Annotated in this window: 15 protein-coding genes and 3 tRNA genes; 9 read left to right on the top strand and 9 right to left on the bottom strand. The window is 44.7% G+C overall.

From position 1 onward, the window contains the following. Positions 1 to 4: 4 nt before the first annotated feature. The 3 genes from ACLVWU_RS00520 to ACLVWU_RS00510 form a co-directional block, all read right to left on the bottom strand. Positions 5 to 80 (bottom strand) — tRNA-Asn (locus ACLVWU_RS00520). A gap of 52 nt (positions 81 to 132) precedes the next feature. After that, complete coding sequence (locus tag ACLVWU_RS00515) at positions 133 to 585, bottom strand: hypothetical protein (protein WP_413576505.1); 453 nt, start codon at positions 583 to 585, stop codon at positions 133 to 135. A gap of 70 nt (positions 586 to 655) precedes the next feature. Then, positions 656 to 732: transfer RNA gene (locus ACLVWU_RS00510), tRNA-Arg, on the bottom strand. 154 nt (positions 733 to 886) lie between these two features. On the opposite strand from ACLVWU_RS00510, the gene ACLVWU_RS00505 reads away from it, so the two are divergent. Next, positions 887 to 977: transfer RNA gene (locus tag ACLVWU_RS00505), tRNA-Ser, on the top strand. 81 nt (positions 978 to 1,058) lie between these two features. Here the strand turns inward: ACLVWU_RS00505 and ACLVWU_RS00500 are convergent. Both ACLVWU_RS00500 and ACLVWU_RS00495 read right to left on the bottom strand, forming a co-directional pair. Further along, positions 1,059 to 2,093: a hypothetical protein gene (locus tag ACLVWU_RS00500; protein ID WP_413576504.1), complete on the bottom strand. Its 1,035-nt coding sequence runs from the start codon at positions 2,091 to 2,093 to the stop codon at positions 1,059 to 1,061. 31 nt (positions 2,094 to 2,124) lie between these two features. Next, positions 2,125 to 2,922: a DUF4423 domain-containing protein gene (locus tag ACLVWU_RS00495; RefSeq protein WP_413576503.1), complete on the bottom strand. Its 798-nt coding sequence runs from the start codon at positions 2,920 to 2,922 to the stop codon at positions 2,125 to 2,127. 162 nt (positions 2,923 to 3,084) lie between these two features. Between ACLVWU_RS00495 and ACLVWU_RS00490 the strand changes: the two genes are divergently transcribed. The 5 genes from ACLVWU_RS00490 to ACLVWU_RS00470 all read left to right on the top strand — a co-directional run bounded on the left by ACLVWU_RS00490 (position 3,085) and on the right by ACLVWU_RS00470 (position 5,579). Next, positions 3,085 to 3,486, top strand: a complete 402-nt coding sequence (locus ACLVWU_RS00490; RefSeq protein WP_413576502.1) for a hypothetical protein — start codon at positions 3,085 to 3,087, stop codon at positions 3,484 to 3,486. 32 nt (positions 3,487 to 3,518) lie between these two features. After that, complete coding sequence (locus ACLVWU_RS00485) at positions 3,519 to 3,911, top strand: hypothetical protein (protein WP_413576501.1); 393 nt, start codon at positions 3,519 to 3,521, stop codon at positions 3,909 to 3,911. Between the two features lie 32 nt (positions 3,912 to 3,943). Beyond that, a complete protein-coding gene (locus tag ACLVWU_RS00480; RefSeq protein ID WP_413576500.1) occupies positions 3,944 to 4,228 on the top strand; it encodes a hypothetical protein in 285 nt (94 codons plus the stop codon). A 79-nt stretch (positions 4,229 to 4,307) separates the two neighbouring features. Further along, positions 4,308 to 4,601 (top strand): hypothetical protein, encoded by a 294-nt coding sequence (locus ACLVWU_RS00475; protein WP_413576499.1) that lies wholly within the window; start codon positions 4,308 to 4,310, stop codon positions 4,599 to 4,601. 165 nt (positions 4,602 to 4,766) lie between these two features. After that, positions 4,767 to 5,579, top strand: a complete 813-nt coding sequence (locus ACLVWU_RS00470) for a TIGR02147 family protein (protein ID WP_413576498.1) — start codon at positions 4,767 to 4,769, stop codon at positions 5,577 to 5,579. 43 nt (positions 5,580 to 5,622) lie between these two features. On the opposite strand, the gene ACLVWU_RS00465 is transcribed toward ACLVWU_RS00470, so the two are convergent. Together ACLVWU_RS00465 and ACLVWU_RS00460 are read right to left on the bottom strand one after the other, a co-directional pair. Then, positions 5,623 to 6,063, bottom strand: a complete 441-nt coding sequence (locus tag ACLVWU_RS00465; RefSeq protein ID WP_413576497.1) for a DUF333 domain-containing protein — start codon at positions 6,061 to 6,063, stop codon at positions 5,623 to 5,625. A gap of 26 nt (positions 6,064 to 6,089) precedes the next feature. Further along, complete coding sequence (locus tag ACLVWU_RS00460) at positions 6,090 to 6,563, bottom strand: hypothetical protein (RefSeq protein ID WP_413576496.1); 474 nt, start codon at positions 6,561 to 6,563, stop codon at positions 6,090 to 6,092. 492 nt (positions 6,564 to 7,055) lie between these two features. Here ACLVWU_RS00460 and ACLVWU_RS00455 point away from each other — a divergent pair, with 492 nt between their 5' ends. Beyond that, positions 7,056 to 7,952, top strand: coding sequence for a chemotaxis protein CheX (locus tag ACLVWU_RS00455; protein ID WP_413576495.1), 897 nt, complete (start codon positions 7,056 to 7,058; stop codon positions 7,950 to 7,952). Here ACLVWU_RS00455 and ACLVWU_RS00450 read toward each other — a convergent pair. After that, complete coding sequence (locus tag ACLVWU_RS00450) at positions 7,945 to 8,976, bottom strand: hypothetical protein (protein ID WP_413576494.1); 1,032 nt, start codon at positions 8,974 to 8,976, stop codon at positions 7,945 to 7,947. The genes ACLVWU_RS00455 and ACLVWU_RS00450 overlap by 8 nt on opposite strands. 2 nt (positions 8,977 to 8,978) lie before the next feature. After that, positions 8,979 to 11,882 carry a type II secretion system protein gene (locus tag ACLVWU_RS00445; protein ID WP_413576493.1) on the bottom strand — a complete coding sequence of 968 codons (2,904 nt, stop codon included), beginning with the start codon at positions 11,880 to 11,882 and terminating at the stop codon, positions 8,979 to 8,981. Here ACLVWU_RS00445 and ACLVWU_RS00440 point away from each other — a divergent pair. Continuing rightward, positions 11,853 to 12,878 carry a type II secretion system protein J gene (locus ACLVWU_RS00440; RefSeq protein ID WP_413576492.1) on the top strand — a complete coding sequence of 342 codons (1,026 nt, stop codon included), beginning with the start codon at positions 11,853 to 11,855 and terminating at the stop codon, positions 12,876 to 12,878. The genes ACLVWU_RS00445 and ACLVWU_RS00440 overlap by 30 nt on opposite strands. Before the next feature lie 11 nt (positions 12,879 to 12,889). Then, the gene (locus ACLVWU_RS00435; protein ID WP_413576491.1) at positions 12,890 to 13,657 is read left to right on the top strand and encodes a hypothetical protein; all 768 of its coding nucleotides are present in this window, start codon (positions 12,890 to 12,892) and stop codon (positions 13,655 to 13,657) included. The last annotated feature ends 1 nt before the right edge of the window (position 13,658 follow it).

The following is a 13,658-nucleotide window of genomic DNA, read 5'->3' as shown; positions in this document are numbered from 1 at the left end:
AAAATGGCTCAGGAGGAGGGACTCGAACCCCCGACCCAGCGGTTAACAGCCGCTTGCTCTACCGACTGAGCTACTCCTGAACATCGGTGAAGGCCCAAATTATTAGTTTGGACCTATCTTGTCAAACAGAAATCAGGGCTGTTCCAGGCGCTTTAGGACTTTTTCAAGCAATGCAGAGCTTAGGGGCATGTCGTCGACTTTGAAAAACGGGGTGTTTGGGACCTGTTCCACGGTTTTTGTAGCCCCCTTCGCATCCGTTGCCACCAGACGACGGGAAAACTGGGATTTCTGAACCACTTCCTCAGAGATAGAACCGATCATAATCTCGCAAACCGAGCTGATATCTGGCGCCGCCTCCAGAGTCTTTATGACCTCGCCCTTTTCAGAGAGAACATCAACCTTTTTAGTTTCAGCAGGGCACCAGTTCAGAGGGCGAGTTTCTCCGCCTAAAAGCAGCGAAAGGGCGCTATCGTCTTTTTGAGCGTCACGCGCGAAATCAGAAGACCTTAACTGCTGCATTCCGTAGATCACCAGTCCAAATGAACCGATCATAAAAGCTACTTTGAGCCAAAACTTAAAATCCATGCGTCCTCCGTTGCCAACAGAGTCTATAGCTATTTTTTATTGTAAGGTATTGATTTCTTGAGGGAAAAAATGGTGCACTCGAGAGGATTCGAACCTCTGACCACATGATTCGTAGTCATGTACTCTATCCAGCTGAGCTACGAGTGCACTGTGAAAGAGACGTATGTGTAATCCTCGGTAATCGAAAAATCAAGCATTCTTAAAGAAATTTGCAAAAAGCACCCCGTTATAAGCCCCCCAATCCTTGATTTGGGGCACGGGCTATGGCAATTTAACTGCTCAGCTCAAAGAACGAGCCCGCGGAGAAGTGGGAGAGTGGCTGAATCCAAGCGTTTGCTAAATGCTCGTACACCAAAAGTGTACCGAGGGTTCGAATCCCTCCTTCTCCGCCATTTTTTGATAATAGTCGAACCCTCGACAGGGTCCCTTCGTCTGATTTCCACCTGGAATCCACCACGATTAAGCTTTTGATCTCATTTGCATCCAATTGATGATAGCCCATTAATGGAGCTTTTAATGGTCTTTAGGGTTTCATTGCCCTTCCGTATTCTTAGATACTCACACTTTATGCTATTGCAAGCTTCACTTGAGAAAACATACTCAACACCTGCATCCCGGTCTGCCACAACTACTGTCTTGGTAGGTCCCCAGACACGATTGCCCAACTCGAAAAAATCTTCAACCTGTTGGCTCATCAGTGGAAGGACTCTTGCGCCTGGTTTAGACGAGGAAGAGATGACAAAATTGTTTCCAATTACCTGAATCTGCAAAACTGACTGAACACACTCACCAGTATGGGCTAAATAAGAATTATCTGCGATAAATGTATATCCACGAGCCCTATACGTTGAGTAGTTCTGCAGGAAGGCACCGGAGACCTGGTACCGACGGTCATCAATATTAGCAAGTCCCAGATATTCATGAAGTAGGATTGCCATGGCCCGCCCCTGCACCTCCAGCAAATCCAATCCGCACAGTCTATTGGACAAATAGATCTCATTAGTATCGGGATAGTTAATGGCATCCTTTACTTGTCCATCCAAAATCAGATTTTCACTGATATAAAACTTAGCCACGGATATCTTGTGTAGTAAATATCCTCTTAACTGCCCATTCAACAGCGTGGGCATCTCATGAATCAAGCTGACCAACTTCTCCGTGTTTTGATAAATCGAAAGAGCACATGAGTTTCCACCTCCTCCAGTACGAGGCCCCTCAGTTTTCGAAAATTTTTGAAAGTCTTTAAGGTTCTTACTCTGGGCATTGTCCAGAATCAAAGACCCCTCCTGCCGAGCCCGAACCTTGCCGTCATTGCGACGGACGTCAGGAGTCTTTAACTGCGATAGTTGTGTCGATTCTGGCTGATTTTGCGCATCGGCCATGGAATCCACTGCAAAGGAGTGCATCGCAAAAAGCGTCACACAGGTGAATAAAATTTTTGCACTAAATTTCCTGCTAATCATTTGAGTTTCCTTTGCATTCGTTAATTTCCAAGAAGCAAAGGACATACCACGATCACGTCTCAATATGAGATATTCGCTAAACCCGGAAAAGATCTATATTAAAGCAATAGACGTCTTCCGGCTCTGAGGGATCTGCGACTTTATTAAAGTCATTGATGAAGTAAGCGATCTTTTTCTTCAATTTTTCAAAGTCTTCTTCAGAGAACGACTGAATGGAACTATAGTGAGTGGCTTCCCGATCATACTTTTGAATATTATCCATAGCACGCGCGCGCCAGTTTGTATGATGACTGCTAATCCAGACACTGCTGTCTTCCAGATGAATATTCGATGAGTTCCATCGATATTTATCACCGCTCTTTTTAATGAGATCCATCTTCTCAAGATAGCTGATCACCGCTTCAATGCTTTTCTGATTAAGATTCAGCCTTTTTTCAAGTCCTGCTATGCTTTGAAATTGTGGTACCGATGTCAGCGTATGAATAGCCGTCGCAAGCCAACTGGCATAATAAAAGCCGATGTTGGAATCTCGCTCAGTAACGATGACAGCGTCTTTCTGCTGATTCTTGAGCCGAAAGGCCTCGCGGACCATCTCCTTTGCTTTAGATTCAAGGCGCCTGCGAAGAGCCGGAGTGACAGCCTTTTCTTTCTCAATCAGCAAATAGAGATAGTCCTGCTCAATGTCTGAAAGATTCAAATACTCGGCAACTCCAAAAGCCTGATCCAGATTCAATTGCCCTTTTCCATTCAGACAGGCAGACAAATAAGATTTTTGGGTATTGGCGGCCTCTGCCAAACGAGTCAGTGCTCCTCGCTCAACTTCACATTGGGCTTTTAAGAACGCCTTATAGGACCTGAAATCAAATATACTCATATACCAGTGACCACCCTCTAAAGTTTAGACAATTGTACACTAACAATGAACATTTCGGTAATTAATTAATAACATCTATATTTTTTTGAGACTGCCACCGGGTTATATTGCATTTGAAGTTACAAATAACAAAAGACATTCAAAACAATAAAGGAGTTCTCGATGAAACAAGTATTCTGTGCACTTTTACTTTTAGGCCTTGGTTCAACAGCATTTGCCAATAATACACGCTATGTCTGCAACCTTGAAAGAGCTGGTAAATATACGCAGGCAGATGCCGAAATTTTACTTCAATTCAAAGATGGCAAGGTCGCGATCAAAGGTACTAATACAGGTACCTGCGTTGGTGACGTGAAGTATCTGGGCAGTGATAGTCACTATGGTTCAAGATTCAACCTTGAAGGCGCCTACCGCGAAATCAATGCCAACTGTACGAAGTTTGACGATATTCAATGGTATTCCACCGGCGAGGGGTCTGTCTTTATTCATCCAAACTCAACGGTTGCTTTGGACTACGTCCTGGGCGGCGGCATCTGGGCAAGATACACCTGCTCTATTAAATAAAAACACATTTCAAACTTAAGAAGGAAAAAATTATGCAAACATCCATTATGACAATTGGAATTACAGTACTACTGTCGTTACTGACTTCACAAAGCTACGCGCAAGGCGGCGCTGCACCTTACCTTACTGGTACATATCAGGTCACCGGCCCGACAAATGAAATAGGCGATAAGAACACGGTTATTTTCACAAAGCACGGCATCGTCTACCTAATTCAAAACTCCATGGACAAAGAGCTGCAATGCAAAGGCGTATCTCAGCTTCAAAATGGTGTTCTGAAGGTTTTTGGTGTCTGCTCTGATTCCAGCAAACTTGAAATGGCGATCGATCTTACTGCAGTAACTAACCCAGGATATTTCCGTGCCCATGTGCTGAGTAAGACTATCTATCCAAAAGCAGTTCAGATGGAATTCTTGCAAAGATAAAACCAATTTTAAATAAAAACTAAGGAGTTCAAATGAAAAAAATTTTCCTTCTATCCCTGTTTATTCTTACAACCGCCTCTTCTGCATTTGCAGACTACAACGATTCTCTGCAAAAAGTTTATGCTGCCCTTTCTGATGCGAGCGTTATGGCAGCACTGAATGGCGAAGCCGTTCAAAAAGTGGAAATCGGTGGCGATGACAATCTTGATGTTCAAATCACTTCAAGCAATTGCAAGACCATCGTGGGACTGACGTACGTTTTCGACAATAATACCGTTATTGGCTATAAGGTCGAAAATATCGCTGCTTGCCAGTAAATCCAAGCGAGGAAAAGCCGACGATTCAGTTGGCTTTTACTCTTTATTATTTAATTTTTTTTATATAGATAGGTGAATTATGAGAAACGTGACAACAATTTTAGGTCTTATGTTAATGTCTTCGATGGTTTTTGCTTCTGACTGCAATACGGCTGTATTGAAAGTTGCTAAATTGAATATTGATCTAAAGGCGAAAGCCTATGGCTTTGAATCCGGCGGTATTATTAAGAATTCATTGAAGAAAGTTAACCAAGATTCTGAAACTGGCTCGACAGCATATATGTTGGGTGGTTGGATTTATAAATCTGATTACGAAATTCAAGTTGTCGTGGACAGCTCTTGCGGCATCGAAACTTTGAAAATTATAGATTAGACAAGGCGGCCAATCTGTTGGCAGCTCTTTGCGAGCTGCCAGCAGCAGACATAATTTACGACCCCAAAACCAATCACTCTTCTGTCCAGATAAAAAGCTGTTCCTTAATAAAACATATAGTTTGCCTGTCTTGTTTATAAATAAATCATTAAGTATTATTAAGGCATGAAAACACTCTTTGATTTCACTGATTACCGCGAGTTTCTTAGTTACTATGTCTCCCATCCACAGGCCCAAAGAGGCTTGCGTGCGGAGCTTGCGAAGGCCATGCAATGTCAGGCGGCGTACTTATCCCAAGTATTAAACGGTAATGCAGAACTGACAGAGGACCACGCCTTCCGTTTGGTGAATCATCTTCAATTTTCCACCACAGAAAAAGAGTACTTTGTATTGCTCGTAAGAATCAGTCGGGCTTCCAGTCACGAATTGAAAACTCATTTACGCGATCAAGCGAAGGTTATCGCAAAGGCCGCAACAAAAGTTGATGGACGGGTTGCTGCGAAAAAACTAAGTGAAGATGATGCCTTTACCAAATACTACTTCGGCTCCTGGATTCCCAATACTATTCATGTCGCAACAAGTTCACCGCACTATCAAACTGCCGAGGCCTTGGCGAAACGCCTGGGTCTTCCGGAAAAGAAAGTTCTGGAGTGCCTGAAAGCCCTTGAAGAACATCAACTCGTGATTAAGAAGAACCGCAATGAGTATACTTACCAAGGGCACAACTTTCATTTACCAAAGACCTCGCCACTGGAAATCAACTATCAGATGCACACTCGGCTGCAAGCTATCAAGGCACTACAAGCTTCCAATGAAAATGACCTGCATGTCTCTGCGACTTTCACATTGGGGAAAGATGAGTACGCAAGTTTAAGAAAACTGTTTTTGGATGCGGTTGAAAAATCGCACAAAAAAATTGCGGCAGGGGACACAGAAGAAATTTTTGGAATGTGTCTGGATCTATTTCAAGTCGTATAAAGAAAAACACCACGATACTCAGTCGTGGTGTTTAATAATTCAATTACTTTACTAGTAGATTAATCAACTGTTGGTTTTCACCGGCGTTGACTCCCTTTTTAAGAGTCTCCAGGCCAATCAAAGAACCATCCGGGAATTCGCAAAGAGGAATGGCCGTGCCACTTCTTCGCTCCTGAACCGATACAACCTTGCCACCCAGCTTTTTGCAGTTTGGCGTAGCTGAACCCAACAAAGCCTCTACAGCTTGCGGAGGCGTTGGCTTTCGGTAAGCCGACATCAAAGTCCATTCTTCGATCAAGGCCGCACCAAATGCGCACAGAGTGCTTTGGCCCTGCTTGTCTTGCACAGCAACCTCAACCCCATACAGCTTCACACATAAAGCCGAAGCTGGGTTGCCAGTACCTGCAATCACGATGGGACCTGCAGCTGGAGCTTGAAACCCAATAAGAACTGAGCAAACCAAGATCGAAAAAACCTTCTTCATAAACGCCTCGCTGGAACCAGAATTTACTAGTTGGACATTTGGACCGCAAGAACGTTGTAAACGATACATTGGTGAAGCTTCTTGCCGCCAGAACCCATGCCCTGAGCGCATACTACGTTTCCTGCTTGTTTGCTGGAAGCACCTACTCTGTTTGTAGGGGCAACATTCAAATTTTCATAAAGATATTCAGCCACAGAACCTTGAAGCTTCACATCCATATTGTTACTTGCATTCTTCGAGACTTGAACACCCTTACCTGCAACTACAATAGAAATTCCATCTTGGTTTGCTTCGATAGCAAAATCATCAGCTTCGAAATCCAATTTTTCGCCACTACCGCCAAGAGCTTCGTAAACTTCCGCTGCCAATTGAATGGAGTCTTTTGCCGGCATAGAGGCAAGTGTTGCACCATCTCTGCCCCAACCAATAGTGGTAAGAGTTTCCGCCTGAGCAGATAGAGAGCCAAGTAGCAAAATAGAGATCACCATAGTCTTCATCATAAAATTCTCCTTACGGTTAATGTTTTGGAACGAGGAGAGGTATAACCGATCTATGATGCAGCGTGATATATCTAAGTTATTATTAAACTGGGCCTTTCTTATACAAATCATAAATAATAATGATTAACTATATGAAATTTATGTAGAATTTGAATACGCCTAAAACGCGGTTTTACCCGAAAAATGCTCCGCCAGCGGGGCCAAACAGGATGGTTCAGAAAAACAACTGAACAATAAGCCAGAAAAATAGTGGCTTCGTCTCGTTCGTAAACAACAAAAATCGAAACCGTCCATTAAGCTACTGAGGGCGAATCAAAATAAACTGACAGAGGATTACTCACCTTCTATCGATATCAAATTTTCTCACAATCAAAATTACTTCATGACGGCTTTGTTAAGTTACTTACTGCACACACCGATAAATTAATAGGGTGACCTGCATCTTCATGTATTCCCTCACAATCTAAACCACTTTGAGCGGGCCATAAAACCATGAAGACTCGAAAAACGATTCTTATTGTCGATAACAATTCAGGTCTTGATAATTTGGTTCGTGAGCCATTGGGCAAGCTATTGCGTGATTCAGATATTTCACCCATTGTCGTCCGTGCAAAAGACGGCGCTGAAGCGGCGATCAAAACTGAGAATCAAAAATTTGATATGGTTCTTATAGATACAGAGGTTCCCCGTCTGATGGACGGTGGTTTTGTGTATGGTCTGCATACGTATAAGAACACCCAGGACGCGAGCCTTATCGTTGTCACCCAAAGAGACAGCACCGATCTGCCGGATTCCCTTCGTCACTGTACGATGCTTAAAAAGCCCATCACAGCGGAAGAGCTCATTCAGACGATGATAAAAATTCTAAATGGCGAGGGTGGCGCACCATCTTCGGCTGGCTCTGCCAATAAGTATGCTGTGGACGTGAGGGTGATCAATGCCATCATCAAGGCGACCACCAATGTCTTCGCACAATTTGGCGTTCAGAACATCACTATGGGGAAAGCTGAGACCAAATCTCCCCATGATCCATTGATGGGTGAAATCTCGTCGGTGGTAGAAATTAAGTCGCAATCGTACTCTGGATACCTGGCAATTTCATTTGATAAAAACAGCTATCTGGAAGTTGTTTCCACCATGCTGATGGAAGAACAAACCGAGCTCAACGCTGACAATCAGGATGCCGTTGGGGAAATCAACAATATCATCTTTGGTAATGCCAAATCCGAAATCACTAACTTCGGCGTTCAGCTGACAGTTCCGAAAGTACTGATTGGCGCAGGCAGTTTGATCAGCTGCCATCAGGGATCCGCGGGAATGCAGATTCCGTTTTCAACCACTAAAGGCAAATTCTATCTGACGGTCATCGCGGTGCCACTGGCTAACTAAGCAAGCGCACCACTTTGGTTTTGAAGGCCACCTGCAGCGCATAGATAGAGCGTACAACAATTTCTACCGCGACAAAAATGAACAACCATAGCCATTCGAAAGCTCTTGTGTATTGACTCCAGAAGTCCATGAAGTGCAGTCCCATTGGCAGGAACGCCAAATGCATAAAGTAGGCGACACCAAAGTGTTTGTTCCAGGCAAGGTTCGAGAACCACTGCATGCCCTTTGCTTTTCCCAATGCCGTGCTGATTCTAGGATCAAGGCTTGCGCGCATTAAGAATGTAAACACCAGAAAATGCTTCCAGAACATGAGCGGCTTCAACTTAAACACATAAGCTTCAAATCCTGACCCAGCCGGGAAAGGACCGTAGTCAGGTGTGATCACAAACATCAAAATGATTGCGCCAATCCAAACTGGCCATTCCCAGTTTTTAATAGCCTTCAAGGTTTGTGGAACTTTCTTGGACCACACAACTGCAAGTGAATGAAATAGTACCGGCAATGCCAGCCACGGCACCAAATTCCATCCGGAAAACTGCACAGCATTCTGAATATTCAAAAGCGACTCATACTGATCAAAGGGCACACATAACAAGGCGGTGCTTGCGAAGATCAATGCTCCCCTTAGAATAATATTTCGAGGCAGCGCCAGAACTAGCAATAAGGAGAATATCAAATAGGAATAGACATCCCAATCCCAAGTCGCCGGATTCAACGGTTCTGAGGCCGTGGATATCGAAAGAGTCAGAAGTCCAAAGATAAGGACAAAGAATCTCATTGATTGCTTGGTTCGCGCCTTCAATCCAATTAGGAAGAAACTTAAAGCCACGATGAACAGGCCACCGTACTTGAAAGTATCACCAACCCAACCCGTAAGATTGTGATAGTTGGAAATTTCAGGAGGGAGTGAAATCACATCTTGAAAGAACGTGTACTGCCAAACATGAAAGTAAAGAATCGCCATCATCGTGGCGATTCTTAGAAGATCAAAACCGTAGATTCTTTGATTACCTTTTTCCGTCATTCTTAAAGGATAGCATCAAATAGTTTTCTATCCATCGTGCAGAACGGCAATCCCGCATCTCCCGATCCCATGTTCTCATAGTACTTCTGAACATTGTGAGGAGCGTCCATCCAAGGATGCTCTGGCACGTATTCAGGAACCTTACAGTCTGCATAGCACCATTTCGGACAAGTTGTAGGGCCCGTCTTGGAGTTTGAATTCAAACACGGATCCCAAGAAAGCTTCGAGTGCTGGCAGGCGAAGTTCATACCCACAAGATCATTTGGATCCGCCGTCGGCAACGCACAACCCGATCCCGTAGTGACTTGCTGAGCACCCACCGGAACAATAGGGGACGTCACAGGACAGCTTCCCGCCACAACCCGTGGATCTGAAGATGGCGCACTGGAACTGTTAGTCACACTACATTGTTCGTTGAAGTCGGACCATTTCCACAGCTGGTTATTCTGAGGATTTTGTGGACCTTTGTTAAATTGAACTTCAAGACAAGCATTTCCACCCTGAGCAATACCTGGTTTGGTGCTGTTAAAGTTAATCTTCTTAGCAACCTTCACCGGATAACAGCCCATCAAAGGATAAAGAGTATTATCGTTCGGAACTTCACTGCTTTCCTTGATGACCTGGAACTTACCGGCCGAGCAGCGAACAGCCACGTAACAGAACTGCTTGTTCTTGGAATCAAAGACTGTATACAAAAGTTCATCACCTGGCGTGACCTTAGCATTCGGATCCATATTATAAGTAAATCCGTTGCCAGCACCATTGGACGTTTTGTATCCCAACTGAGGTTTAATTCCATTCAAGCTGCCATAGGCCGCATTGTCGACATAGAAAGTGTTTCCCGGCACGCAGGAGTTCTTCTCCAGCTGCGAAATATCCATGGCATCGTCAAGTGGGGCTGACCACCCAGGACTGGGTGGTCGAATGATGTTACATTTCTTCCCGCACTTACAGCCATTGTTACTGTCATCACACGAGCGGTACTTACCGCCCGCTGAATCCGGTACATAGTTGCGACCGCCATCGCTTGCGCAACCTAATCCACCGTTGTAGCAGATAACTGCAGCAACTCCTGTTGTGATCGCAATAGTAAGAGCCGTAATGGAAATCCAAGCCACAGCACCCACACCCATTGTTACTATGACCAGAACAGCGAACAGAACCCAGTTAAACAATCCTCCGAACAACCCTTTACCACCCTTACAAGGTTTACAGTTACAAGTGTAACAAGGAGGCGGTTTGAAATAGACGTGGGGATTAATCTCTTTGACCGGTGGACGGCGATCTCCAGCGATGCCTGCTTGATCCATCATTTTTTCCTGGGCAGGAACGTAGCTTAAATTTCCCGCCAGATCGATCATCGCGATGCCGAACTTCATTTCACAACCCCACATGCGTGGATTGGCTTTATCACCACGGATCTGATTGTAAGTGTACTTGTATTCCACATAGGGCTGCTGAACGTTCATCCCAGGGAATTTAAAGTTGGTACCAGAATTTTTAATAACCTCAACCTTGTCTGGTCGTGAGTTACAAAACTGCATTTGCTCACAAGGCACCCAGCCGGTGTAGCGCATGTCCCAGGATTTATCAAAACTTGTTTCTGCTCCCCCGTTGTATGAACCTGGACACCAATTGCCCGGAGAGTTTTTAAACCACTGACGGGAAGTGTCCAGGCACATCGGGACAACTCCGCCATCTTTATGCATGTTATAAACTCGGAAAGTAACAACCAGATCAATGTAGTTCGCGGGGGTTTGCGAACACAAAGGTCTATCACGATTCTCGGGCCACTTCGGATTTGAAGCATTGTAAGGCTGAAGATTCGTCAAGATGGTTTCAAAGGGATGTCCAAGGCAGTTCGCTTGGGTTCCGGAACATTTCGTCCCGGCACGCAATCCATTGGTCCGATTGGTATTATCGATGATTGCACCCGGCGCAGAGGCCGCGGTTTTAACGTAATTTACGTCGTAAAAATAATCGACGACGTTTTGCTTGTCTTCAGGAAGTGAAAAGTCTTTCGTGCCTTCGCAAGTTTCTGTTTGTCCCTTTTCGTTGGTGAAGTTTGCACGCAAAGTAACACGCAAACCATCTTTGTCACTCATCCAGCTTGGAAATATACCAATGATCTGTCTGGTTTGAGCAGAGTAACCAAACTGCGGTTCGTAAGTCACATTCGTGCGTCCACCATTGCGTGGTCGTGGCCAGTATTTGTCGCAACCGTTGTTCTGACTATTTGAAGCCAAGTCATATCGATTCACCTTAAGAGCCAGGTTCAAATTTTTCAAACCACCCTGAAATTGACTATTCAGGGCCTGACTATCCACCGTAGTTAATAAACTAACTGGAGAGAAAGCATTGCAATGTCCGGAATTGTACTTTGTTGCAAGATACTCCATCGAACCTTTTAGCAACAGGGGAGTATAAAGCGTCAGACCATCACTTCGAATTGGTACATCTTTAGTGGTGGTCGCTGTCTGAGGAATTTTGATCGTCTTCCCTGGATTTGGTGAATACAAATACCTGTTCGGTGCCAGGTCAAACATCTTATCCCGTTGCACTTTAAACTGTGGATCAAACGAATACGCATCAGCGGGCAAGTCTGGAGGTAAGAAAGCACGTTGACCAACCACACCTGCACCGCTCATACCAGCCATACTAGTATTCATTTTTGCAGGATAACTATCCAACGAATTTCCCAGTGAATTAATTCGAGAGAATGCCGTATCAAGAACCGCCTGACAGCTTGCAGGCGTTCTCATCTCTTTAATAATTTTCCCTTGTTGGCTAAAGAAAGGCATTGCTAGAATGAAGATAGTGGCAAGGATTCCGATCGCAACCATCATTTCAAGAGCTGAAAAGCCCGAGACTAATTTATGACTGATAGACCTGTCTCTTCGAAACATTCAAAATCCCCCACAGAAAGCCATTCACGATGTTCTTTCAAGTCTAACAGTGGGAGTGTAGGGCAACAAGGGTTTTCCCTTATCGAGCTTTTGCTTTCATGTGTGATTGGATCGGTGCTTTTGTATGGTGTGGGAACATTGATCTCGATGGCGACGAATCAAAGTGAGTCGCTTACAAACAGAATTCAGTCTGAGTCCGAGCTAAATGATATTTCATTTTATCTTAAACACTTTGCTTCCCAGGGTATAAACGTTGAGGATGGCAGCGGAAAAAATCTTAACAACTGGAATTCCACGGGTAGTAGCCAGAATACGGGATTCGTCCGGGCAGACTATTTAGCTTCAGCTTTGTTCAATGCGAACGCCACCACAACTCCCATTGATACAGTCGGCATCTTTCTACGAGACAATATGCACAGCGATTACACTGCCGTTCCCAGCCTGGGGGATCGCTTCTTGCCTACGGGAATCTACTTTCAGCGCCCAACGGCTAAAACATTCGGAGTGTTATACATCGACTTAGGCAGATCCCAGGCCGCTGGCACGGTAAGCATTTCGCCAACGCGGGATGATCTTTGGTTTGGCTCCATCATCGATTTTCAAGTCACTGAAAAACAAGTCACCCGTTTTGACATGAACAATCCCGATCAGGATCCGTTATTGTCGAACAGACTTCGACTTGCCGCTGTTACATTTAAAATCACAGTCCGCGAATATCTTCCTCAAGAAAACAGCAAAAGGGACTACACTTGGTGTCCTGCCGCTGCGATGACTCTCGCTGCATGCAAAACCACTAGCCCTTACAAAGATGTCGAACGCGTGGTTCGAGTTACCTTTAGGGATAACGTACTTGGCTTCTCTGCAGCTCAAATGGCCCAGTCTTCAGAGACTCCCACGACTATGCGTAATCAAAGACGTCCTGTTTACCGTAGACCCTATGACTTGATCTATTTCTTGAAACCCTCGTACCCCTCCGGGCAACTTAAACGAAACTAGGAGTCGACTTTATGCTGCCTAAATTATTAAGATCACAACGTGGGTTTGCCGGGGCGATGCTAGTCATTGCCATTGCTGTCGTCGTTGGTGTAATCATTGTCGGTGTTATCTCCAAAATGGGAATGCTGAATAAAAGCTATGATAAGTCCCGAGCATTCTTTGATTCAGAAATTGCCATCGAAAACTTTGCTGTTTCATTAAAAAGCGCCTACGACAAAGCAAACTATCTGCGAGACACTCCCCCGCAAACTTCCGGAACCGCGACTAATGATGATTACGGTTGCCCAGGAAAAGTAATCAAGATCGGTACAGGTGCTAAAACTGTTCGTCTGTGTTGGGAGTATGCCTCCGGCCTTTGCTCAAAAAGATCTCTGAACGCCGGTCTGGATATTTGTGTTGAGCCAGGCAATCTACAAGTGAATCTTGAGTCTTCAGATGAATGGATGGTGGTTTATCAACCCAATCCATTAAATCTTGAAGAGCAGTTTTCTCTGTTGAAAGAAGCGACTCTTCAGGTCTTCAGGGAAATGGCTCTGCCACAGGCGCAAGCAAATCTGGATGTTTTCACGCCAGCACTCCCTGCGATGTCTACGGTTAACAGCATTCCATTAAATACAAATTTGCGAAATCGCCCCGAAGCCCCTAACTGCGCCATGGCTCAGTATCAATGCCTTAAGGTTGCTTTCTGCGTGAAGAACGGCAGCAGTTGCTCGGCTAACGAACTAATCCGTCAAACATACATTTTCTCGATACCCGCTGCGACGACTCAGGGCTATTAGG

The organism is Bdellovibrio sp. HCB290, assembly GCF_047305925.1.
Lineage (GTDB): Bacteria > Bdellovibrionota > Bdellovibrionia > Bdellovibrionales > Bdellovibrionaceae > Bdellovibrio.
This window is presented reverse-complemented; position numbering and strand designations above follow the sequence as displayed.

Bases quoted from the DNA above. Each gene is read 5' to 3' on its own strand.
- ACLVWU_RS00515 (WP_413576505.1), bottom strand. From the start codon at position 585: ATGGATTTTAAGTTTTGGCTCAAAGTAGCTTTTATGATCGGTTCATTT.
- ACLVWU_RS00500 (WP_413576504.1), bottom strand. From the start codon at position 2,093: ATGTCCTTTGCTTCTTGGAAATTAACGAATGCAAAGGAAACTCAAATG.
- ACLVWU_RS00495 (WP_413576503.1), bottom strand. From the start codon at position 2,922: ATGAGTATATTTGATTTCAGGTCCTATAAGGCGTTCTTAAAAGCCCAA.
- ACLVWU_RS00490 (WP_413576502.1), top strand. From the start codon at position 3,085: ATGAAACAAGTATTCTGTGCACTTTTACTTTTAGGCCTTGGTTCAACA.
- ACLVWU_RS00485 (WP_413576501.1), top strand. From the start codon at position 3,519: ATGCAAACATCCATTATGACAATTGGAATTACAGTACTACTGTCGTTA.
- ACLVWU_RS00480 (WP_413576500.1), top strand. From the start codon at position 3,944: ATGAAAAAAATTTTCCTTCTATCCCTGTTTATTCTTACAACCGCCTCT.
- ACLVWU_RS00475 (WP_413576499.1), top strand. From the start codon at position 4,308: ATGAGAAACGTGACAACAATTTTAGGTCTTATGTTAATGTCTTCGATG.
- ACLVWU_RS00470 (WP_413576498.1), top strand. From the start codon at position 4,767: ATGAAAACACTCTTTGATTTCACTGATTACCGCGAGTTTCTTAGTTAC.
- ACLVWU_RS00465 (WP_413576497.1), bottom strand. From the start codon at position 6,063: ATGAAGAAGGTTTTTTCGATCTTGGTTTGCTCAGTTCTTATTGGGTTT.
- ACLVWU_RS00460 (WP_413576496.1), bottom strand. From the start codon at position 6,563: ATGATGAAGACTATGGTGATCTCTATTTTGCTACTTGGCTCTCTATCT.
- ACLVWU_RS00455 (WP_413576495.1), top strand. From the start codon at position 7,056: ATGAAGACTCGAAAAACGATTCTTATTGTCGATAACAATTCAGGTCTT.
- ACLVWU_RS00450 (WP_413576494.1), bottom strand. From the start codon at position 8,976: ATGACGGAAAAAGGTAATCAAAGAATCTACGGTTTTGATCTTCTAAGA.
- ACLVWU_RS00440 (WP_413576492.1), top strand. From the start codon at position 11,853: ATGACTGATAGACCTGTCTCTTCGAAACATTCAAAATCCCCCACAGAA.
- ACLVWU_RS00445 (WP_413576493.1), bottom strand. From the start codon at position 11,882: ATGTTTCGAAGAGACAGGTCTATCAGTCATAAATTAGTCTCGGGCTTT.
- ACLVWU_RS00435 (WP_413576491.1), top strand. From the start codon at position 12,890: ATGCTGCCTAAATTATTAAGATCACAACGTGGGTTTGCCGGGGCGATG.